The organism is Actinospineispora eucalypti, from assembly GCF_039543365.1.
GTDB lineage: Bacteria > Actinomycetota > Actinomycetes > Mycobacteriales > Pseudonocardiaceae > Pseudonocardia > Pseudonocardia eucalypti.
This window is the reverse complement of record NZ_BAABJP010000029.1, coordinates 87,801-109,550: the sequence shown is the minus strand read 5'-3', so window position 1 is coordinate 109,550 and position 21,750 is coordinate 87,801. Positions and strand designations below refer to the sequence as shown.

Genomic DNA, 21,750 nt, shown 5'->3' with positions numbered 1-21,750 from the left:
ATGCTCTTCGACACGCAACTGCACTACTCGCTCGAGTTCGTCTCCGCCGAGGCGGCGAAGGCCGAGGAAGCCGGCTATGCCGCCGCGTGGCGCCCGGAGATCCGGGACGACCCCTTCGTCAGCCTCGCTGCGGCGGCGCAGCGCACCGCGTCGATCCGGTTGGGCACCGGGGTCGCGATCGCCTTCGCGCGCTCGCCGATGATCGTCGCCTACGCCGCGCACGGGTTGCAGCGGCTGTCCGGCGGCCGGCTGCTGCTCGGACTCGGCACGCAGATCCGGCCACACATCACCAACCGGTTCTCCATGCCCTGGTCCGAGCCGGCGGAGCGGATGCGCGAGTACGTGCGGGCGCTGCGGTCGATCTGGCAGGGATGGAACGGCGCGCCGGGGGAGCCGTTCCGGGGGCGGTTCTACACGCATTCGCTGATGACCCCGGAGTTCACCCCGCCGGCCAGCCAATTCGGCCCCCCGCCGATCTACCTCGCCGCCGTCGGCCCGCGCATGCTGGAGGTGTGCGGCGCCGTCGCCGACGGCTGGCTCGCGCACCCTTTCTGCACCGCGGACTACCTGCGCACGGTCGGCCTGCCCACGGTCGCCCGGGCGCGCGCCGAGACAGGCCGGACGATGGACGCGTTCGAAGTCTCGCAGTCCGTGTTCGCCGCGCGGGACGACCTGGACATTGCCGCCGTACGCCACCGCATCGCCTTCTACGCGTCCACCCCGGCCTACCGGGCCGTGCTGGAGCTGCACGGGTACGGGGACCTCCAGGAGGAGGCCAGGGCGCTGACCAAGGCCGGGCGATGGCACGAGCTGTCGGCCCTGGTCGACGACCGGCTGCTGTCCTTGATGTGTGTGACCGGGGACGAGGAATCGGCTCGGGCCGAGGCGGCCGATCGGTTCGGTGACCTGGTGCAGCGCGTCCAACTCGGCTACCCCACGCACGCCCAGCGAGAGCGCGCTGCCTGACCCGTTGCCCGGGCCGCTACGCCGAGGACCACACCGGGTTGGAGCTGCCCACCGCCTCGTACGGCCGCTCCCAGAACAGGTCGTTCCCCGCCACCGTCAGCGGGAAACTTAGCCGGCGGACCGGGCCGTGCGGGGCGGCATAGGTGCGCTGCTCCAGCGGACCGGTGACCGGAAGACGCAGGACCGGCGACTCGGGTGCCCTCCCGGCATCGGAGAGGAGCCTGGCCGTCCGGGCCAGCGACAGCCGGGACACCGAACCGGCGCCGGTCTCGACCCGGCGGGCGAGGGCCATGATGGCCGCGGCCGCCACCTGGTACCCGGTGGAGAAGTCGACCGCTTCCACTGGCAGGTGACGGGGGCGGTCGGCCGGCACCTCCCGGCCGAGCGCGACGATCGGAACCCGGCGGTCCGGATCTTCGAGAGCCCACCGGGTCGTCTCGTCGGCCAGGCCGGTGCTGTACTGCACCAGGGAGTCGAATCCACGCCGGTCCCGCCACGGGCCCGTCCAGCCGTAGGCGTTGAACGCCACCTCGACAAGACCCGGACGGGTCGCCGCGCGCAGCTCGGGCGCCACCAGGGCGTCGATGGCGCCAGGCCGGTAGCCGTGCACCAGGACGTCGGTGCCCGCGAGCAGCTCAAGCAGGCGGGTCCGCCCCTCGGGGGTGCGGATGTCCAGATAGGCCCAGCGCTTGCCCAGCACGATGTCGGATCCCGCGCCCATCGCGATCCCGCTCTCGTCCGAGCCAGGGGCGTCCAGGCGGAGCACCTCCGCCCCGCATGCGGCCAGGAACCGGGTCGCCATGGGGCCGGCGATGACTCGGGTCAGGTCGAGGACGCGGATGCCGGCCAGCGGGCGGCCCGGTGTGGGCCGCCAGGTGTCGGCTCCGGACACGGTCGGCTGAACGTCCACGAGCGGTTCGGCGGCAACCGCCGCTCCCTGGGGATGTGCCCGCCAATCCGGCAGTGACCGGCTGAGTGCCACCGCTGCGCCGGCCTCGACGAGCTCCCGCTCGAGCTCCTCACCCGGACGTCGGCGGATCGCCGCCCCGACCGCGGCGGGGTCCTCGGCCACACCCAGCGTCTCGACCAGTTTGCGACGCAGCCGGGGGAAGACGGCCTGGACCCGCAGCCACCGGTCGTCCGACGTCTGGAACTCGGTCATCCACGGCATTGCCCCGGGGACGGGGCCGGGCCGTGCACCGTCGATCGGGATCGACGGACCGATCGGCAGGTGGAACCACCCGCTGGCGAGCACCCGGTCAACCGAGATCGCGGCGGCCTCGGGCGCGACCGTGGCGAGCAGGCGGCGCAGCGCCAGCCCGGCCGCCCCGAAGCTCGCCGTCGCCAGGTCGGTGACGGCGAAGGCGGAGGGCAGCGCGGGGTTGCCGGTGACGGACACCGAGTCGACGTCGCGGGCGTCCCCGCCGAGCCCGGTCCAGATCTCGGCCAGCAGCCGGCGGCTCATCGGGAAGTTCGACGACTTCATCATACATCATACGCTAACAGCACGAAGACGGCCCAGGTCACGACCGGTGCGGTGACCACCATCGCCGCGCCCCAAACCAGGAGCAGCCGGAAGGCGCGCGGCCGGCTGGCCTCCGGCAACCCGGCCAGGACCAGGGCGCCGTTGGTGGAGAACGGCGACGCGTCAACGACCGTGACGGACGCCGACAGCGCCACCGCGAAACCGGGAGTGCTGATCGCGCCGCCGGCGAGCAGGGGCAGCGACAGCGGGATGACCGCGCCGAGGGTGCCGGTGCTGGAGGCCACCGACGACACCAGGGCGGCGAGGAGCAGGATGAGCAGCGCGCCCAGCAGGGGCGACTCCAGCTTCGCGATCGCGTGCCCCACCATCTCGACGGTGCCGATCCGCCGCAGGGTCGCCACCAGGGTCAGGATGCCGCAGATCAGCAGAATGACGTCCCAGCTCACCTTGCGCATCGCCGTGGCGGACGAACCGGGAAAGGCGAGATGCAGGGCGACCGCCAGCACGGTGGCAAGCACGCCGACGTCGAGCTTGAGGACGATCGCCCCGGCCGCGACGAGCCCGAAGGCGACGAGCGTGGCCCCGATGACCGGCGTGCGGCGCTCCCCTTCGCGCGCCACCTGCGCGGGTGCGGCCACCACCCGTCCGCTTCCGGCGGGCACCTCGGCATCCCCCGCTGTCGGCGCCGGGTCGCGCCGCGACTCGTCGGCGGCGGCTGCGGGAGTGCCGGAGCCCGTGTGGTCGCCCGACGCCCGTCGCTTGCGGAAGATGAGCAGCAGGATCAGGCCGAGAACGGCGTTGTACAGGAAGTTCCCGAGGAAGAGCAGCCCCGGGTCGACGGTCAGGCCGTTCCGTTGCATCGTCGCGGTGACGATCACCGCGGCCGGGTTCACCGGTGAGAAGGCGCCTGCGGTCGTGCCGTGCACGACCAGCAGACCGGCGAGGACCGGGCTGATCCCGTTCCGCTCGGCGATCCTGGCGGCGGTCGGCGCGAGCAGGGCGACCGCGGCGGGGCCGGCCGCGCCGATGGCTGTCGGAACGGCCGAGAGCACGAAGATGACCACCGGGATGGCGCCGCGGCGTGTGCCGACGGCCCTGGTGGCCGCGGTGACGACCCAGTCGATCGTGCCGTTGCTGGTGGCGATCCCGAACAGGTAGGTGACGCCGAAGAGGACCAAGAACAGGTCGGCCGGGAATCCGGACAGGAGGGTGTTCAGGTCCTCGTGGGCGAGCCAGAGGCCGAGGGCGAAGCTGCCGACCAGGGCCAGCGCGCCCAGGTTGACCTTGGTCAGGGTTCCGACAACGAAGACGGCGAGGAGGACCAGGGCGCCGGCGATCTGGATGCTCATCGAGTCCCTCCGACTGTCACACATCATACATACGACACACTAACGAGAGCAGTCAAGAGGCATTGCTGTTGCTACTGAACTTGTCTTACATCGGAATATAGCTCGTGCGGCGGCTGTTCTGTCGGACAAAGACGATATGTGATGGTCAGTTCAACGAGAGATGTGCTCCCAGAGAGGGCTGGTTGGCGAGCTGCTCGTCCCGGGCGAGTGGAATGATCGGGCATAGCGGAGCGGAACATCGAGCGGGTGCGGAAGGTACGCGTTGTCGGATACGCACGGGGCATGGGTGGTGCGCCTGGACACCGACGGGGGGCCGGGCGCGCTGGAACCGACCTGTTCCGCGGCCACCGTGCAGGAGTTCGAGCTGCCCCTGGGGGCGGGAGCCGTCCGGTGGGCGGTCCGGTCGGCGGCCGCGATCACCGAGACGGTCGCGGCGTTGCTGCCGTCGTTCAGTGACGTCCCGGGAGCCCGCACGACCCTGCGAATGGGAGTCGAGGGTGGCGTGCTCGGCATACTGGCGAGCATTCAGGGAAGCACTCCGGTGGACCCCAAGCGCACCCCGGAGGCCGAGCAGAGTGCACGGGACTTCGTGCATCGCGGCATCCCGCTGGTCGATGTGTGGTCCGGGGTCCGGTACGCCCACCGGGAGCTCCTCGGGCTGCTCATCGAGTTGGTCACCACGCTGGTTCCGGCGGACCGGGCCGCCGCCGAGATCGCGCACGCCACCCGGCTGAGTTTCGAGTTCGTGGACTCACTGGTGCGGGACCTCGGCGCGGCGTACTCGTCGGAGACCGAACGCTGGCACGCCACGGCGGCCGCCGTCCGCGAGGAGCTCGTGCGGGCCGTGCTGGATGAGGCGCCGGTGGACCTGAACGCGGCCGTGACCACGCTGCGGTACCGGTTGGCGAACCGCTACCACCTCGCGCTGGTGCTCTGGCCGGAGGACGTCTCGACCGACCGGGTGGCGACCTACCTGCAGGATGCGGCGGTGGGCTATCTGGCCGCCGCGGGTGCGCAGGAGACCTTGCTGGTCCCGCAGGGGCGGGCGCGGTTGTGGGCGTGGGGAAACCGGCCTACCCCGTTCGAGCCCGAAGCCGAACCCCGAGCACGGCGGTCGCCGGAGCCAGGGCGCCGGGCGTTGCCGGAAGGCGTGCGCATCAGTGTCGGCACCCCGGAACGTGACGTCGCCGGGTTCCGGCATGGGCACGCCGATGCCGTCGAGGCATACCGGGTGGCACAGGCTTTCCGCCACCTCGACGCGGCGGTGGTGCACTTCGCCGCCGTGGAACTACTCGCGCTGGTCACCGAGGACGCCGCTCGGGTAAGCAGGTTCCTCGCCCGCGAACTCGGTGGACTGGCCGCCGGCGATCCGGCCACCCGGGACCTGCGCCGCACCGTCCGCGTTTACCTGGACTCGCACAGCGCGCAGACCGCCGCCGGCCGCCTCTTCGTGGCGCGCAATACGGTGAACTACCGGCTCCGCCGGGCCGAGCAGCTGCGCGGGCGGCCACTCACCGAGCGCCAGCTCGAACTCGGCGTCGCCCTCATGCTGGCCGAGGCCACCCAGCAGGCGCGACCGTCGTGACCGCGACCCCGGTCAGATCGGCACGGTCGCGGGGTTGTAGCTGAACAGCCCCCGGGCAGCCGCGGTGTTCCCCGGGCCGGGCCGGTCGCCGGCCACACCCTGGTGGTGCCGGGCCTGTTCGCGGGACGCCAGCTGCAGCCCGTTCGCGCGCTGCTTGCGCGCCGCCTCGTAGCGCGCGAATCCCTGTTCTAGATCCGGGGTGGCGGCCAGGGCACGGCCGAGCACGAGCCCGTCCTCGATCGCGATACAGGCGCCCTGCCCGAGGAATGGCAGGAACGGGTGAGCCGCGTCGCCGAGCGTGGCCACCCGGCCACTGGTCCAGGTGTCCAGCGGGTCGCGATCGCGCAGGCCCCATTTGTAGAGCGAGCCGGGCGGGACAGCGTGGATCAGCTTGCGCACCGGCGCGGGGAAGTCGGCGAACTGGTCCAGGAACTCCGCGGGCTCCGCGGGGATCGACCAGCCTTCGGCCTGCCAGTTCGGCTCCAGCACGATGCCGAGCAGGTTCATCAGCTCGCCCCGGCGCACCTCGTAGTGAATGAGGGTCCGGCCCCGGCCGACATAGAGCCGGTAGGGCGTGGCGATGATCTCCGCCGGGACCGCCGAGGCCGGCACGAGCGCCCGGAACGCGGTTTGCCCGGTGTAGGCGACTTCTTCGCGGCCGAAGACCACGGATCGCACCCGGGACGCGCCGCCGTCGCAGCCGATCACCGCGCCGGCCCGGATGCGCTCGCCGTTGCCGAACCGCAAGTCGACGCCTTCGGCGTCCTGTTCAAGGTGTTCGAACCGGTGGTTGAGCCGCACGCAGTCCGGGTCGCGCGCGAGGATGGCGTCCACCAGCGCGGCGTGCAGGTCGGCGCGGCGCGCATTGACGTAGGCCGCGCCGAACGCCGGCAGGATCTCCTCGGTCGGCGGACCCAGCTCAAGGATACGGCCGTCGGTGTCGCAGACCGCGTAGCGTGGCGCCGGGCCGGACGCGTCCACCACCCGCGGCCCCACCCCAAGGAAGTCCAGCGCATGCATTGCGTTGGGCGTGATGGTCACCCCCGCGCCGATTTCGCGCAGTTGGTGAGCCTGCTCGAAGACCGTCACCCGGAAGCCGAACCGCTGCAGTGCCAGCGCCGCGGTCAGGCCGCCTACGCCACCCCCGATGATGGCCAGCGGCTCGTCCGGCTCGCCGCTCCGGACTGGTGCCTCACGTCCTGACGTCATGGTCCACCCTCCGCCAGTCGGTCGATATGTCGTCTTATTATCGATATTTTGTGGTCTTGTGTCATGCCTCATCGGGCGAAATCCGCGGGTGTTTTTGCCCGTCGCGGCGAGGAACGCCAGGTCGATGGAGTTCCAGACTGGTGCCATGACGTTTCGTACGGCTCGCAACTACCTCGACGGTGAGTGGGTGAGTGGCCCGCTGGTGGCTTCGATCAGTCCGGCTACCGGGTCTGAATTGGGCCGTTTCGCCAATGGTGGTGCGGCCGAAGCCGATCGCGCCGTCTTCGCCGCCCGGCGCGCCTTCGACCGGACGACCTGGGCGCATGACCGCCACCTGCGCGCGCAGGTGCTGACCGAGTTGGCCGACCGGTTGGCGGCCCGGCGGGACGAGGTGATCAACGCCCTCGCCGTGGAGAACGGCAAGGTGCTCGCCGAGGCGACCATTGAGGTCGACATGACGGTGCCCAAGCTGCGTTTCTACGCGGCGTTGGCCCTGAGCGATCTCGGCGCGGCCGGGGAGATCCGCCCCGACCTGTACTCCATGACACTGCGCCAGCCGGCGGGTGTGGCCGCGATCATCGTGCCGTGGAACTCGCCGTTGGTGCTCTCGGTGCGTTCGCTCGCGCCGGCGTTGGCGGCGGGTTGCACCGTGGCGATGAAGATGCCGGGCCAGACCGGGTTGTTCAACGGCATCCTGTACGAGATCTTCGCGTCCGCCCCGAGCCTGCCGCCGGGAGTGGTCAACGCGTTTACCGAGACCGGCAACCTGGGCGCCCCGGCCCTGGTCGCCGATCCCCGGGTGAACGTGGTCAGCTACACCGGCAGCACCGAGGTGGGCCGGGTGATCATGGCCCAGGCCGCCCACAACCTCACGCGGATGTCCCTGGAGCTCGGTGGCAAGACCCCGATGGTCGTGTTCGATGACGCCGACCTCGATGTCGCGGTGCCGGTGCTGACCAAGGGCATCACGGTGCTCGGCGGCCAGTTCTGCATGGCCGGCAGCCGGATCCTCGCGCAGCGCTCCATCGCGGGTGAGCTGCGCTCCAGGCTCGCCGACTCGGTCGCGGCGGTGCGGATCGGGCCTGGTGACGACCCGCGTAGCGACATGGGGCCGCTGATCGATGTGGCCAACGCGGAGCGGGTGGACCGGCTGGTGGAGAAGGCGTTGAGCTACGCCACCCCCATCGTCCGGGGTGGTATCCCGGATGAACCCGAGTTCGCCGGCGGCGCCTACTACCGACCGGCTCTGTTGGAGGTGGACTCGCCGGACAACGACCTGGTGCGGCGCGAGCTGTTCGGGCCGGTGGCCACGTTCGAGACCTTCGATGACGAGGCGGACGCGATCCGTCTCGCCAATGCCACCGATTATGGCCTGGCGGCGAGTGTGTGGAGCCGGGATGCCGACCGGCCGCTGCGGGTGGCGCGGCGGATCGATGCCGGCACGGTCTGGCTGAACACCTGGGCGATCGTGGCCGACCAGTTCGAGGAGGGCGGCTTCAAGCACAGCGGCATCGGCCGGTTGAACGGGAAACAGGCACTGGAGGAGTTCCAGGAGACCAAGCACGTGGTGCACCCCGTCGTCCCGGTCTCATTGACCTCACACTGAGCAGCCGAAACCAGAGGAATGGACCCTCGATGACCAGATCCCCCGCCGAACTCATGCGGCGCAATCTGCTCGAGGTCTTCGACGAACCCGACCCGGCTCGGCGGAGCGCGGTCATCGCCGAGACGTATGCCGAAGACGTCGTATGGCACGAACCGGATCGGGTCATACACGGGCGCAAGGACTTCGAACGCCGCGCCGAGGAGTTGCGTGCCGAGAACCCGGACTGGACCTTCCGACCGGTAGGCCCCGCATCCGAGCTCGACGACATCGGCCACCTCGGCTTCGACTACGGCCCTGCCGGTAGCCCGCCGATGGCCAGCGGCATGGATATCGCACACACCAGGGACGGCGTCATCGTCGAGCTCTACACGATCATCACCGAGATGCACCGGTGAGGTGCCGCCGGTAACGGGTCGTCGCGCTACGCGTGCCTGGTCTGTTCGGCGGCGGTCAGCCCGAGCAGTTCCACGGAACGTGCCCGCATCTCGACCTTGCGGACCTTGCCGGTGACGGTCATCGGGAACTCCTCCACGATCCGCACGTAGCGGGGGATCTTGTAGCGGGCCAGCCTGCCGTCAGCGAACGCGCGCAGCGCCTCGGCGGTCAGTGGCTCGGCGCCCGGGCGCATCCGGATCCAGGCGCACAGCTCCTCGCCGTACTTGACGTCCGGCACGCCGATGACCTGCGCGTCCAGCACGTCCGGGTGCGTGTAGAGGAACTCTTCGATCTCGCGGGGATAGATGTTCTCGCCACCGCGGATGACCATGTCCTTGATCCGCCCGGTGATGTTGATGTAGCCCTCGTCGTCCATCACACCGAGGTCGCCGGTGTGCATCCAGCGGGCGGCGTCGATGGCCTCGGCGGTCTTCTCCGGCTCCTCCCAGTAGCCGAGCATCACCGAGTAGCCCCGGGTGCACAGCTCGCCGGGGACGCCCCGGGGTACGGTCAGGCCGGTGTCCGGGTCGATGATCTTGGATTCCAGGTGCGGCAGCACACGCCCGACCGTGGCCACCCGGCGCTCCAGCGAGTCGTCCGCCCGGGTCTGGGTGGACACCGGCGAGGTCTCGGTCATGCCGTAGCAGATGCCCACCTCGGTCATGCCCATCCGGTTGATGACCTGCTTCATCACCTCCACCGGGCACGGCGAGCCGGCCATGATCCCGGTGCGCAGCGAGGACAGGTCGTAGGACTCGAAGTCCGACACGGCGAGCTCCGCGATGAACATCGTCGGCACACCGTAGAGCGACGTGCAGAGCTCCTCGGCCACGGCGGCCAGTGTCAACTCGGGGTCGAAGCCGGGCGCCGGGATGATCATGGCGGAGCCGTGCGAGGTGGCCGCCAGGTTGCCCATCACCATGCCGAAGCAGTGGTAGAAGGGCACCGGGATGCAGATCCGGTCCTGCTCCGTGTAGCCGCACGTCTCGCCGACGAAGTAGCCGTTGTTCAGGATGTTGTGGTGGCTCAGCGTGGCGCCCTTGGGGAACCCCGTGGTGCCCGAGGTGTACTGGATGTTGATCGGGTCGTCCGGGCTGAGGCTCGCCCGCGCCTCGGCCAATCGGGCCCGGTCGCCGCTGGCCGACCCGGTGGCCAGCGCGTCCCACTCCGGCGAGTCCAGCAGGACGACCTGCTCAAGCTCCTGGCAGCGCGGTCGCACCTCGGTGATCATGCCCGCGTAGTCGGACGTCTTGAACGCGGTGGCCGCGACGAGCAGCCGCACGCCGGCCTGGTTGAGCACGTACTCCAGCTCGTGTGTGCGGTAGGCCGGGTTGATGTTCACCAGGATCAGGCCGAGCTTCGCGGTGGCATACTGCACCAGCGTCCACTCCGAGCGGTTCGGCGCCCAGATCCCGACCCGGTCGCCCTTGGTCAGGCCGGTGTCCAGCAGCCCCAGCGCCAGCGCGTCCACGTCGGCGACGAACTCCCGGTAGCTCCACCGCCGGCCGGTGCTCACCTCCACCATCGCGTCCCGGTCTCCGAAGACGGCGGCGGTGCGGTCCAGGTTGTCGCCGATGGTGTCGCCGAGTAACGGCTGTTCGGAGCTGCCGGAGGCATAGGACGGCACAGCGGGTGTCACACGTTCTGGGGTCATGATCCGTCCTCCGTCAACTGTTCGGTATCGGCGGCCGACCGCCGCGCACTGGACGAGGACCCTCTTCTATCAAGACAGTTCGCGACCGCACCATGCCGCGACGGGCGAAATCGGCGCGCGATTTTGTTTGGTCTGCGCAAGAACACGACGCCCGTGGAGTTCCACACTGACTTTGATCCAGTTCTCGGTAAGGCCCTCGAATCGCGCGGTCAAACACATCAGAGGAGAGTTGATGCAGACCGAGGTAGACCACACCTACGGTGGCCGCCCTGACACGGAGTTGACCAGAGAGCAGATCGTCGACCGAAACCTCCATGTCGTCGAGGCGCATTTTCACAACGAGAATCCCGATACGGTGGACAAGGCGGTTGCCCTCTACGCCGACGATATTTCTTGGGAAGCCCCGTCACGTGGTGTCGTCATGAATGATCGTGATGAGATCCTGAAGGCCTATCACGGCATTTTCCGGACTATTCGCTATAACCGCGTGACCTCGCTGAGACGCTTCGCTACCGAGACTCATGTCTTCGACGATCAGATCGGCGAAGTGACCGTCGTGGGGACCGAGATGACGAACTTGCCCTATCCGCCGGGAACGAAGGTCAACTGCCGTCTCGTGCACCTGTTCGAGATGAAGGACGGCAAAATCACCAGCGAGATCGCGTACGAATTGTGGCGTGAGGCCGATAGCCCCGTCGCGGTGGATTTCGTTCCCCAGGGATCACACGTGGAGGTCTTCGGGGGAGTTGCATGACCACGGCGTCGCGGCCACCGGGACCCTACGATCTGCTGCCCGATCTGCCGTCGTTTTCGTTGCTCAGCACCGATATCTCGGACGGCAAGCGGCTGCCCGATCGGCACGCCAGCGGCGCTTTCGGGGTCGAGGGCGGCGAGGATGTGTCTCCGCAACTGTCCTGGTCCGGGGCGCCGGTCGGCACCCGGAGCTACGCGGTGACCTGCTACGACCCGGACGCACCGACCGGCAGCGGGTTCTGGCACTGGGCGGTGGCGAACATCCCGGTGGGCATCACCGAGCTGCCCAGCGGGGCCGGTGGCCCGGGCAGCGTTGACCTGCCGGCGGGCGCGCTCACGCTGGCCAACGACGCCGGGATGAAGGGCTTCGTCGGCGCGGCTCCGCCGCCCGGGCACGGCGAGCACCGCTACTACTTCACCGTGCACGCGGTCGATGTGCCCGCGCTGGAGCTGCCCGAGGACGCCACGCCGGCCTTCCTCGGTTTCAACCTGTTCTCCCACACCGTGGCCAGGGCCAGCGTGGTCGGCACGTTCGACCGTTAAGCGGGCAGCAGGTGGACCTCGTGGGTAGGGCAAGAAGCTCCTACGACTACATCGTGGTCGGTGCCGGGACGGCCGGCTGTGTCCTGGCCGCCAGACTGTCCGAGGACTCCGACGTGAGGGTTCTGCTGTTGGAGGCTGGCGGGCGCGACATTCCGCCAGCAATGGCCATGCCGGATGCGTGGCCATCCCTGTTGGGTACAGCGGTGGACTGGGCGGGTACCAGCACGGTGCAGGAGGGCACGGGAACCGCGATCCCGCTGCCCAGGGGACGTGGGCTGGGCGGGTCATCGAGCATCAACGGGCTGGACTTCCTGCGTGGGCACCGCTCGAGCTATGACGCGTGGCCCACAATGGGCGCGGAGAACTGGGGATTCGCCGATCTGCTGGAGTTCTTCCGCCGCAGCGAACGGGTACTCGACCGTGACTCGGACCTGCGGGGCACAGCGGGCCCCCTGACGCTTTCCCACCCCGCCGAGCCCAACCCGGTGGTGACGGCCTGCGTCGAAGCGGCGGTGCAGGTCGGGCACCCGCGAGCGGTCGATATCAGCGGTGGTCTGGACACCGGGTTCGGTTGGTGTGACAACAACATCGTCGATGGAGCCAGGCAGAGCGCGGCCGACGCCTACCTGCGTCCAGCACTTCACCGGCCGAATCTGCACCTCGTCACCGACGCGCCAACCCGCCGGTTGCTGATCTCGAACGGCCGCTGCCACGGCGTCGAGTACCTGGTTGACGGCGAACCGGTCGAGGCGCGCGGGGGACAGGTGCTGCTCGCGGCCGGAGCGATCGGCTCGCCGCGGCTGATGCTGCTGTCCGGAATCGGACCCGCGCGGCACCTGCGCTCGGTCGGCGTCGACGTGCTGCTGGACCTGCCCGGCGTGGGCGCGAACCTGCACGACCACCCCATGTCGACCGTCACCTACAGCTCGCCGCGGCCGATCCCGGTCACCCCGGCCAACCCACCGGGCGAGGCACTCGGCCTCATCCGCAGCGATCCCACGCTCGACGCGCCGGACCTGCAGATCCTGTTCATCAGCCAGCCCCTGCGGGCACCCTCGCTTCCCGGCCCGGACAACGGCTACACGATTGCGTTCTCGGCGATGAGCCCACACAGCCGAGGCTCGGTGCGGCTGGCGAGCTCCGATCCCGACGCCGCGCCGCTGACCGACCCCGCCTACCTCACCGACCGGCGTGACCTGGACACGATGCGCCGCGGACTTGCCGCGGCCCGCCGGATCGGCTCGGCCGAGGCACTCCGCCTCTGGCGCGGGGAGGAAGTGCTGCCCGGGCCGCACGTGATCACCCGACCCGACATCAGTGACTTTCTCCGCAAGAGCCTGGTCCCGTACTTCCATTACGCCGGCACGTGCCGGATCGGCACGGACGAGGACGCCGTCGTCGACTCCGAGCTGCGGGTGCACGGAATCGACGGACTGCGCGTCGTCGACGCCTCGGTGATGCCCTCGATCGTGTCGGCCAACACGATTGCCACCGTCTACGCCATCGCGGAACGCGCCGCCCACATTCTGCGGTCCGCAGTCCAGGTCTGATCGATGTCAACGTACCGGCACACCCTGCCGGTTTCTTCGATGAGCAAGGTTGGGAGCACGTCATGGCAATTGACGCGACTGCGGCGGGGATGATCTCGATCGCGGGGCGGACCGTGCCGCGGATGGGCTTTGGAGCCATGCAACTGCGTGGGTCGGCCGGGCCCGAGGCCGCCTCGGCGGTGCTGCGCCGGGCGGTCGAGCTCGGGGTCCGGGTGATCGACACGGCGTGGTACTACGGCGACCACGCCGTCAACGGTTTCATCGCCGAAGCGCTGCGGCCTTATCCGGCGGAGCTCGTGTTGGCGACCAAGGCGGGCGCCCGTGCGAGCCACGTTGGTCATCCGCCTCAGCCAGACTATCGGCCTGACCAGTTGCGGGGCGGCAACGACCACGACCGGAGAGTGCTCGGTCTCGACACTGTCCCGCTTACCCATCTGAGGTGGATGGGCGCGGAGGACGTGTTCGACGGCGTGAGCTTCGACAGCGCGTTCGACACGATGCTGGAGATGCGTGCGGAGGGCCGGATCGAGCACGTCGGGCTGTCGAACGTCACGCTCGACCAGGTGCGCCGGGCCCAAGGGCGTGGCGCGGTTGCCAGCGTGTCGAACATGTTCAGTTACGGCAACCAGAGCGACACTCCGACGCTGGAGTTCTGCGAGGCCAACGGCATTCCGTATCTGGCGTGGGGACCACGCGGCTACGGTGCGACTGACACCCCACCCGTCGAACCGGGGCAGACCGCGACGCAGGCGCGGCTCGCATGGCTGCTCGCGCGCTCTCCCGTCACGGTGGTGATCGCAGGCACGAGCAGCGTTGAGCACCTGGAGGAGAACATCGCGGCCGGGGCCGGTCCAGGACACCCGTGACTGGTCCAGCTTGACCCCACCTCGGGCGGGTGCGCTGTGGTAGGCCTGACGGCGCGCCAGGGTGGCCCGGAACCCGAGTTCGAGGTCGTCGACGATCGCTTCGACGGGCTCGATCGCGTGGATGCTGCCGAGCCCCTGCCCGGCGGCCCACACGTCTTGCCACCGACGCGCACCGTCACCGGCCGTGTCGTAGTCGCGGCCCGCCGGTTTCGTCATGGTGTCCGGATCGAGCCCGTTGGCGACCAGGCTCGGGCGTAGCCACGACGCGTCGGTGCTGGTCACGGTGGCGGTGACGACCAGATCGTCCGGGCTATGGTCGACGACCATCTGCTTATACGCATGCGGGGCAAGGCTCTCCTGGGCGGTGAGGAAACGCGTCCCGAGGTAGACCAGGTCGGCGCCGGCGGCGACCGAGCCCGCAACACCCGATCCGGTGCAGACACCACCTCCCACGACCACCAGCCCGTCGAACATCTCGCGGACTCCCGCCAAGGTTGACCGCCCACGGCGCCACCTTCCCGCCGTCCGAGTCCCTCGCCCGGAGCCGGTCGGCGGTCGTCCCCATCCAGCGGTCCAGCTCGTCGGTGGTGCGGCAGTTGGCCGCCGGAAAGGCGCCGACGATTCCAGCCGAACAGGCCGACACCACGAGATCCACGCCTGAGGAACATCGGCGCTGCGATGATCGGGAGCCGCAATTCACGCGTGATGCCGCCCGTCGTCGGCTCGTCGACGTTCTTGTCATGTTCCATGGCTCTCCGCTCCTGGGTCCGGATCGTCGACCTTTCTGACTTTGTTTGACATAGCAAGTACGTGCCTCAGTGCGTTGAGATGACCGAGGTTTGTTGCGGCTGGTTGCCGCAGTCGCTATGTTGCTACTATAAACGAAGTTAGCTTGGAAGGCGGATCGGTGGTGTCTTCCGTCCCGCTGTCCGTGACCACATCTCAGGGAGCGTGCCCGTGACGCACCAGCCAGAGGCCCCGATCGCCGTCGCCCGACCGATGGCCCAGCCGGAGCAGGAGCACAACCCGTACACCCTCGGCGTCTTCGCTCCGGTCCACGAGGAGATCACGGCCGAGGACCTGCCGGTCGCCGGGACCATTCCGAAGGACCTCAATGGGGTCTACCTGCGCAACGGGCCGAACCGCCGGTTCGCGGCGCCCGGGCGGTTCCACCTGTTCGACGGCGACGGGATGGTCCATGCCATCCATTTCGAGAACGGTCGGGCTCGTTATCGAAACCGGTACGTGCGCACGCGCGCCTTCGAACACGAGTCAGGAGCCGATCGTGCTCTGTGGACAGGGCTGATGGAGAACCCGAGAGCCAACCCCTTCGGCAACACGCACGGCCTCAACATCAAGGACTCGGCGAATACGGACGTCATCTTCCATCGAGGCCAGGTCCTTGCCACCTGGTACCTGTGCGGCGCACCCTACGGCCTCGACCCGCTGTCGCTGGAGACCCTGGGTGCCCAGGACTTCCTGGGTACGTTCGCCGGGGACATGATGGCGCACCCGAAGGTCGACGAGGCGACCGGCGAGCTCTTCTGGTTCGACTACGGCCCCGACCGCGACTTCTTCCGCTACGGGATCATCGGCCCGGACGGAACCCAGACCCACCGGACCGACGTGCCGATCCCAGGTCCGCGCCTGCCCCACGACATGGCGATCACCCAGCGCTACGCGATTCTCATGGATCTGCCGCTGGTCCAGGACCATGAGGCACGGCGGAGCGGCAAGTACCGCATCTTCTACGACCGGGAACTGCCCGCACGGTTCGCGGTGCTGCCCCGCCACGGCGAAGCCTCGACGGTGCGCTGGTTCGAAGCCGAGCCCTGCTACATCTACCACGTCGTCAACTCGTGGGAAGAGGGCGACGAGATCGTCCTGGACGCCTGCCGGGTGAAGAACCCGCAGCACCAGACGACTTTTGCCTCGCCGCTGGCGAACATGCTCGCCTACATGCGCCTCGACGCCCAGCTGTACCGGTACCGCTTCAACCTGCGGACCGGCACAACCACAGAGGCACCCCTCGACGACGACAACATCGAGTTCCCCAGCGTCGACTCCAGGATCATGAGCAGGCCGCACCGCTACTCCTACAACATGCACCTCGCCAACGAACCGACCCTCAAGTTCGACGGGATCGTGCGGTTCGACTCTCTGACCTGCAACAAAGAACAGTTCAGCTTCGGTCCAGGGCGTTGGGGCTCGGAAGCACCGTTCGCCGCGCGGGACGGCTCTCGGGACGAGACCGACGGGTACCTCGTCAGCTTCGTGACCGATGAGGCCGAGAACCGCTCGGAGGTCGTCGTTCTCGCCGCCGATGCCATCGAGGCCGGACCGATCGCGCGGATCTCGCTGCCGCGCCGGGTGCCGAGCGGATTCCACGCCTGCTGGGTCCGAGCCGACCAACTGAAGGGCCAGGTTGACCGATGACGTACCGAGTCGTGCAATGGGCCAGCGGTGCCATGGGAAGGGCGTGTCTGCGCGGTGTCATCGACCACCCCGGCACCGACCTGGTCGGGATCTACGTCTACAGCGCCGACAAAGCCGGCAAGGACGCGGGCGAGATCGCTCGACGAGATCTCACCGGCGTAACCGCCACACGATCGGTGGACGAGATCCTCGCTCTCGACGCCGACGTCGTCATTCACACCTCTCGGCTCGGGCGCTACGGAAGCCACGACGCCGAGATCATCCCGTTGCTGGAATCCGGCAAGAACGTCATCAGCATCAACGGCTACAGCTGGCCGGACTATTGGGCCGACGAACGCAGTGAGGCGCTGGAGGCCGCCTGCCGGAAGGGTGGCGCCAGCCTGATGCTGGCCGGGCTCAATCCGGGCTTCGTGGGGGAGCAACTGGCGGTGGTGGTGTCAGGGCTGACGACGGCGCTGGAGAATGTGGAGATCACCGAATGCGCCGACGGCCGCGAGATCAGGGATCCGGACTATCTCTTCGGGGCGTTGGGTTTTGGTGCCGACCCGTCGTCGGTCGATCCCAATGACCCGTCGTGGCGGCCGGTCGGCGGTCTCAACGGCATGTACGAGGAATGTGTCGCGTCGGTGGCGCGAGAACTCGGCATGACGCTGGAGCGGGTCGAAACCGATCACCGTCTGCACGTCGCGACGCACGACCTGGAACTGGCCGCCGGTGTCGTGCACAAGGGCACGGTCAGTCACACGAACTGGCGCTGGAATGGCATCGTTGCCGGCCGGCCGGCGGTCACGATGTCGATTCACTGGTACGTCGACATCACACACCTGGATCAACCCGACCCGCCACTGTGGCAGGTCGAGGTCACCGGGCATCCCGGTGTTTCGGTCTCGGTGTCGATGGGCAAACACCGATTCGACGGATCGCGGGCAAGTGCCGAGGAGTACGCGCTGGCCGCCACCGTGCTCAACTCGATCCCGCACGTCGTCGGTGCGCCGCCCGGAGTCCTCAGCCGTCCGCCTGTCACCCCCTACCGCGACGACTACTCCGCCCCGCATCCGCTGCTCACCGCGCGGTGACCACAACCGGGGCGATCTACACTGGGTCGGTGCCCGCCGTGCCCGATGCATCGTCGAGCGCGATCGGGCGGGCACTGCTCATCCTGGGTGACCAGTGGGCGCTGCGCATCCTCCAGCGTGCGTTCCTCACCCGGACCCGCCGGTTCGCCGACTGGCGTGACCAGCTCGGGATGTCGGAGTCCGTGCTCGCCGGGCGGATTCGCGAGTTGGTGACCGCCGAGCTGCTGGTCCCGGCCCCGTACCGGGAGGGTGGGCGTACACGCCACGAGTACCGTCTGACGCCGCAGGCGGTCGAACTGTGGTCGATGCTCGTCGCCATCTGGGCGTGGGAGCGCGAGTGGGTCGAGCATCCGGCCGACCCACCAGATTTGCTGCACAACCGCTGCGGTGCGTGCGTGGTGCCTCAGTTCGGGTGCTGGTCCTGCGGACGTGCGCCCGTGACAGCTCGAGAGACGCGCACGACCCGCACGGGCGAGGAGACGTTTGCCTCGGTGGCGGCGGCGCCTCGGCTCCACCGCCGCACCGTGCGAGCGGACACTGCCTACGATCGGCTGTCCTACTACCCGGAGACTCTGGAGATCCTCGGGGACCGCTGGAGCACGGTGGTCCTCGCGGCGGCATTCCTCGGGGTTCGTCGGTTCGTCGACTTCCAGGCCGAGCTCGGTGCCGCGCCTTCGGTGCTCGCCCAGCGCCTACGGCGATTCGGCGAGCTGGGAGTGCTGGGCGCACCGGAGGACGGTAGCCGGGGCGACTACCGTCTCACCACCAAGGGAATGGCCTTCTTCCCCGTTCTTTCCTTTCTCGTCCATTGGGCACAGCGTTGGTACGGCGCTGGGCAGCCCGCGGCCCTGACAATCTGGCACCAAGAATGCGGCGCGGTTCTCGCCCCGATGTTCAGATGCCCGTCCTGCCACCTTCCGGTGCTGCGTGACGAGATCACCTTCAAGATCCCGTGAAAGTGCCTCCGCCGTTCCTCCCTGTCTGCTCGCGGACGGCGGGGATGATCTCCTCGGTGAACGCGCGGAGGTTGGCGTGTGCTTCGTCGGGTGAGAGGTCGCCGAACCAGAGCGTGGCCTCGAAGAAGTTGATCGGGGCGGCGTCCACCTGGGCGAGCAGCGCGTCTCGGACGGTCTCGACGCTGCCGGCCAGGGCGTTGCCGCCGCGGATGGCCGCGTCGGAGTCGGCCAACGCGTCGACGCTCGGGTCGTCGTTCAGGTGCCAGAGGTGGGTGAGCTGGCGCATGAAGACGTCGTTCGCCTTGCGGAACCGGTCACAGGCCTCGTCGTCCGTGGCGCCGATATAGACGGTGCTCTGGACGCCGATGCGGGGCGCGGGGGCCGCCGGGCCGGCGTCTCCGTGCACCTCGTAGTACTTCGCCCAGTAGGCCTGCACCGCGCTGACGACCTTGCCGCCGTTCCACTTGCCGACGAAGTTGACGCCGTGGGCACCCGCCCACTCGGCGGTCGCCGTGTTGCTGGAGGCGTACCACAGCGGCGGGTGCGGCTGCTGGACCGGCCGGACCGACAGGGTGACGTCGTAGTCGCGCAGCAGGGTGCCGGAGTGCGTGAGCTGCCCGGTGCTCAGCCCGGTCCGGACCGCGTCGAGGGTCTCGGCGTAGATCGCCCTGGCCCGGCTGGCATCGACGCCGAGGAATGCGAGTTCGTACGGGCTGACCCCGCTCCCGACCCCGACGTCGAGGCGGCCGCCGCTGAGCTGGTCGAGGACGGCGATCTCCTCGGCCAGCCGCAGCGGGTCGTAGGCCGGCAGCACGTAGACCAGCGGACCCAGGCGCATCCGGCTCGTCCGCTGGCTCAGGGCCGCCAGGAACAGGTTCGGGGACGGGCAGACCGACAACGGGGTGCCGTGGTGCTCGGTCACGTGGTAGTGGTCGATGCCGGCGGCCTCGGCGGCGACGGCGAAGTCGAGTCGGTTCGCGAGCACTTCGCGAGGCGTCGAGATCCCGAGGTCGAACGAGTCGAAGATGCCGAAGGCGAACGACATGGGCAGGTCCTTTCGAGGGGTGAGGCGGAGTCAGCTGGAGGAGACCGTCCGGGTGGCGGGGTCCTTCGCCGCCGGCGCGGGCGTGCCGGCGGGGGACCGGATCAGCCAGGTCGCCAGCGCGCCGAGCGCCACGGGTACGGCGAACAGGAAGAAGATCGTCGACATCGGTCGGCCCAGGTCCACCAGCGCGCCGGCGACCAGCGGGGCGACGATGGCCCCGATCCGCCCGACGCCGATCCCGATGCCGGCGGCGGTGGCGCGGACCTCCGGGGGGAAGGCGGCCGGGATCACCGCGTACAGGCCGACGATGGCGGCGTTGAGGGTGACCCCGAGCAACACGGCCAGGAACAGCGTGCCGCCCAGAGAGGTGGCCCAGAGGCTGAAGGCGACGAGGGTGACCGACCCGAGGAGGGCGAACGCGATGGTGAGCGTGCGGGCCGTCAGCCGCAGGCCGCCGATCGTGATCAGGACACAGCCGACCATCCCGCCGAGGTTGACCAGGATGGCGCCCCCGATGCCCTGCTGGGCCGACCACCCGGCCGACTGCAGCAGGCGCGGCGTCCAGGACAGCACGAAGTAGAAGCCCGCCGACATGAAGACGCAGGCGACGCACAGGGCGGCGACGCGCGCGGCACCACCGCGGCGGAACAGCGAGCGCAACGGCGTCCGCCCCGGCGTGCCCGCCCCGGCCGGTGCGGTCTCGAGCCCGTCGACGTCGACCCGGGCGCGCAGCTTCATGAGCTGGGCGGCCGCGGCCGGGGTCCCGCGCCGGGACAGGAAGGCCATCGACTCGGGGACGAACGCGGTGGCCAGGAGCGCCAGCGCGCCGGCCAGCACCGCGCCGAAGACGAAGACCCCGCGCCAGCCGTGGCTCTCGATGATCAGCGCCGCGACGCTCCCGCCGACCAGCCCACCGAGTGGGAACCCCACGGCCAGGCCGCCGAGCACCGCGGTGCGCCGCCGGATCGGCGTGAACTCGGCGACCAGGACGGTGATGCACGGGAGGATCGACCCGACGCCCAGCCCCGTCACCACCCGCAGCACGGCCAATTGCGTCTCGTCCGTCGCCGCCGCCGAGAGCACGACCCCGACGGTGACGAGGACAGCCGACCACACCAGGACCGGGCGCCGACCGACGCGGTCGGCGAGCGGGGCGATGAACACCGAGCCGCCGGCCATGCCGAACAGGCCCGCGCTGAGGAGCACCCCGATCGCCGCTCCGGACAGGTGCCACTCCTCGGCGACCGACGGGGCCGCGAAGGACATGGCGAGCACGTCGTAGCCGTCGGACATGCTCAACAGCAGGCAGAGCGCGACCAGCCTGAGCTGGACGAACGACATGGTGCCGGGAGCGCGACCCACCATTGGCCCACACCTTTTCCGCGATTGCGATACGCCGCCGGAACAAGACTCCGGCGACGGCGCCGACCTGCGCAAACACGGTTACCACTGAGTGAGAATCGGCAGGAACCCGGTGGCCTACCCCACTTGCGTCACCCGGGTGCCAAGCGCGGTCCGGACGGTGGCCGCGGCGGTGCGCAGCGGCTCGACGAGCCGGGGCAGCGCCGGATCGGTGACCGGGGTCAGGACGGTGAGCGCCAGGTACCCGTTCGGCAGTCCCGCGACGGGGACCGACAGAGAGGCCTGGCCGGAGGCGGCCTCGCCGTAGGCCGTGCAGTAGCCGTTGGTCCGGGCGAACGCGACCTGCCGGGTGATGGTCTTGGCGTTCGTACCCGGAGGCAGCGGGTTCGCGAACGGGTCCACGACCGACGGGGCCGTCGCGATCATCAGCTTGCCCGCGCTGGTGGCCAGTACCGGCAGCTCGTCCCCGGGGCTGGCCAACTCGATCGTGGTGTGCCGCCCGAGGATCGTCTCGACGCAGAGCAGACGGTCGCCGTTCCACAGCGACAGCGCGACGGCGTGACCCGAGTCCACCACGAACCGGTACACTGCGGGGACGCAGGCATCCCGAAGCCCCTGGTGCCAGGAGGGTGCTCCGGTGATCTGGCGCAGGCGCTCGCCGGGGACGTACAGGCCGTCGGCCAGCCGTTCCAGCCCGCCCCACGCGACCAGGTCCTTGACCACCCGGTACGTGGTGGACACGGGCAGGTGGGCGGCCGCCGCGATCTCCTTGACGGTCAGCGCACCGTCGCCCCGCTCGAAGGCTCCCAGGATGTCGAGCGTGCGGCCGGTGGCCGAACGGGCGTCCGCGCTGGTCCGGCCACCAGCCATGAC

Annotated in this window: 18 protein-coding genes and 1 pseudogene; 11 read left to right on the top strand and 8 right to left on the bottom strand. The window is 69.5% G+C overall.

The features are described from left to right. Complete coding sequence (locus ABEB12_RS24645; RefSeq protein WP_185060829.1) at positions 1-966, top strand: TIGR03617 family F420-dependent LLM class oxidoreductase; 966 nt, start codon at positions 1-3, stop codon at positions 964-966. 16 nt (positions 967-982) lie between these two features. Here the strand turns inward: ABEB12_RS24645 and ABEB12_RS24640 are convergent, their stop codons facing one another. Next, the gene (locus tag ABEB12_RS24640; RefSeq protein ID WP_185060830.1) at positions 983-2,455 is read right to left on the bottom strand and encodes a CoA transferase; all 1,473 of its coding nucleotides are present in this window, start codon (positions 2,453-2,455) and stop codon (positions 983-985) included. Then, positions 2,452-3,801, bottom strand: coding sequence for an SLC13 family permease (locus tag ABEB12_RS24635; RefSeq protein WP_185060831.1), 1,350 nt, complete (start codon positions 3,799-3,801; stop codon positions 2,452-2,454). Before ABEB12_RS24635 ends, ABEB12_RS24640 begins: the two co-directional genes overlap by 4 nt. Before the next feature lie 262 nt (positions 3,802-4,063). Between ABEB12_RS24635 and ABEB12_RS24630 the strand changes: the two genes are divergently transcribed. Next, positions 4,064-5,386, top strand: a complete 1,323-nt coding sequence (locus ABEB12_RS24630; protein WP_185060832.1) for a helix-turn-helix domain-containing protein — start codon at positions 4,064-4,066, stop codon at positions 5,384-5,386. 12 nt (positions 5,387-5,398) lie between these two features. On the opposite strand, the gene ABEB12_RS24625 is transcribed toward ABEB12_RS24630, so the two are convergent. Continuing rightward, complete coding sequence (locus ABEB12_RS24625; RefSeq protein WP_185060833.1) at positions 5,399-6,595, bottom strand: FAD-dependent monooxygenase; 1,197 nt, start codon at positions 6,593-6,595, stop codon at positions 5,399-5,401. 145 nt (positions 6,596-6,740) lie between these two features. On the opposite strand from ABEB12_RS24625, the gene ABEB12_RS24620 reads away from it, so the two are divergent. Both ABEB12_RS24620 and ABEB12_RS24615 read left to right on the top strand, forming a co-directional pair. Next, complete coding sequence (locus ABEB12_RS24620; protein WP_185060834.1) at positions 6,741-8,201, top strand: aldehyde dehydrogenase family protein; 1,461 nt, start codon at positions 6,741-6,743, stop codon at positions 8,199-8,201. A gap of 29 nt (positions 8,202-8,230) precedes the next feature. Beyond that, positions 8,231-8,596: a nuclear transport factor 2 family protein gene (locus ABEB12_RS24615; RefSeq protein WP_185060835.1), complete on the top strand. Its 366-nt coding sequence runs from the start codon at positions 8,231-8,233 to the stop codon at positions 8,594-8,596. Between the two features lie 26 nt (positions 8,597-8,622). Here ABEB12_RS24615 and ABEB12_RS24610 read toward each other — a convergent pair whose 3' ends face one another. Then, the gene (locus ABEB12_RS24610) at positions 8,623-10,290 is read right to left on the bottom strand and encodes an AMP-binding protein (protein ID WP_185060836.1); all 1,668 of its coding nucleotides are present in this window, start codon (positions 10,288-10,290) and stop codon (positions 8,623-8,625) included. Between the two features lie 232 nt (positions 10,291-10,522). On the opposite strand from ABEB12_RS24610, the gene ABEB12_RS24605 reads away from it, so the two are divergent. The 4 genes from ABEB12_RS24605 to ABEB12_RS24590 all read left to right on the top strand — a co-directional run bounded on the left by ABEB12_RS24605 (position 10,523) and on the right by ABEB12_RS24590 (position 14,002). After that, positions 10,523-11,044, top strand: a complete 522-nt coding sequence (locus tag ABEB12_RS24605; RefSeq protein ID WP_185060837.1) for a nuclear transport factor 2 family protein — start codon at positions 10,523-10,525, stop codon at positions 11,042-11,044. Beyond that, positions 11,041-11,586: a YbhB/YbcL family Raf kinase inhibitor-like protein gene (locus tag ABEB12_RS24600; RefSeq protein WP_185060838.1), complete on the top strand. Its 546-nt coding sequence runs from the start codon at positions 11,041-11,043 to the stop codon at positions 11,584-11,586. The genes ABEB12_RS24605 and ABEB12_RS24600 overlap by 4 nt, the downstream gene beginning before the upstream one ends. Positions 11,587-11,606: 20 nt before the next feature. Beyond that, positions 11,607-13,136: a GMC family oxidoreductase N-terminal domain-containing protein gene (locus ABEB12_RS24595; protein WP_185060839.1), complete on the top strand. Its 1,530-nt coding sequence runs from the start codon at positions 11,607-11,609 to the stop codon at positions 13,134-13,136. Positions 13,137-13,198: 62 nt separating this feature from the next. Then, on the top strand, positions 13,199-14,002 hold the full coding sequence (locus ABEB12_RS24590; RefSeq protein ID WP_185060840.1) for an aldo/keto reductase: 804 nt from the start codon (positions 13,199-13,201) through the stop codon (positions 14,000-14,002). A gap of 141 nt (positions 14,003-14,143) precedes the next feature. On the opposite strand, the pseudogene ABEB12_RS42220 reads toward ABEB12_RS24590, so the two are convergent. Next, a pseudogene (locus ABEB12_RS42220) lies at positions 14,144-14,476 on the bottom strand (nitronate monooxygenase); the annotation flags it as partial. Positions 14,477-14,959: 483 nt separating this feature from the next. On the opposite strand from ABEB12_RS42220, the gene ABEB12_RS24585 reads away from it, so the two are divergent. The 3 genes from ABEB12_RS24585 to ABEB12_RS24575 are packed head-to-tail and all read left to right on the top strand — an operon-like array spanning position 14,960 to position 18,470. Beyond that, positions 14,960-16,438: a carotenoid oxygenase family protein gene (locus ABEB12_RS24585; RefSeq protein WP_425572269.1), complete on the top strand. Its 1,479-nt coding sequence runs from the start codon at positions 14,960-14,962 to the stop codon at positions 16,436-16,438. Beyond that, a complete protein-coding gene (locus ABEB12_RS24580) occupies positions 16,435-17,514 on the top strand; it encodes a hypothetical protein (RefSeq protein ID WP_185060841.1) in 1,080 nt (359 codons plus the stop codon). The genes ABEB12_RS24585 and ABEB12_RS24580 overlap by 4 nt, the downstream gene beginning before the upstream one ends. 29 nt (positions 17,515-17,543) lie before the next feature. Then, entirely contained in the window at positions 17,544-18,470 is a 927-nt protein-coding gene (locus tag ABEB12_RS24575; protein WP_185060842.1) for a winged helix-turn-helix transcriptional regulator, read from the top strand. Here the strand turns inward: ABEB12_RS24575 and ABEB12_RS24570 are convergent. The 3 genes from ABEB12_RS24570 to ABEB12_RS24560 all read right to left on the bottom strand — a co-directional run bounded on the left by ABEB12_RS24570 (position 18,457) and on the right by ABEB12_RS24560 (position 21,747). Then, positions 18,457-19,515, bottom strand: a complete 1,059-nt coding sequence (locus tag ABEB12_RS24570) for an LLM class flavin-dependent oxidoreductase (RefSeq protein ID WP_185060843.1) — start codon at positions 19,513-19,515, stop codon at positions 18,457-18,459. The two genes, ABEB12_RS24575 and ABEB12_RS24570, sit on opposite strands and share 14 nt — an antisense overlap. Positions 19,516-19,545: 30 nt before the next feature. Further along, positions 19,546-20,880, bottom strand: coding sequence for an MFS transporter (locus ABEB12_RS24565; protein WP_185060844.1), 1,335 nt, complete (start codon positions 20,878-20,880; stop codon positions 19,546-19,548). Between the two features lie 114 nt (positions 20,881-20,994). Next, entirely contained in the window at positions 20,995-21,747 is a 753-nt protein-coding gene (locus ABEB12_RS24560) for a helix-turn-helix domain-containing protein (RefSeq protein ID WP_185060845.1), read from the bottom strand. Between the last annotated feature and the right edge of the window lie 3 nt (positions 21,748-21,750).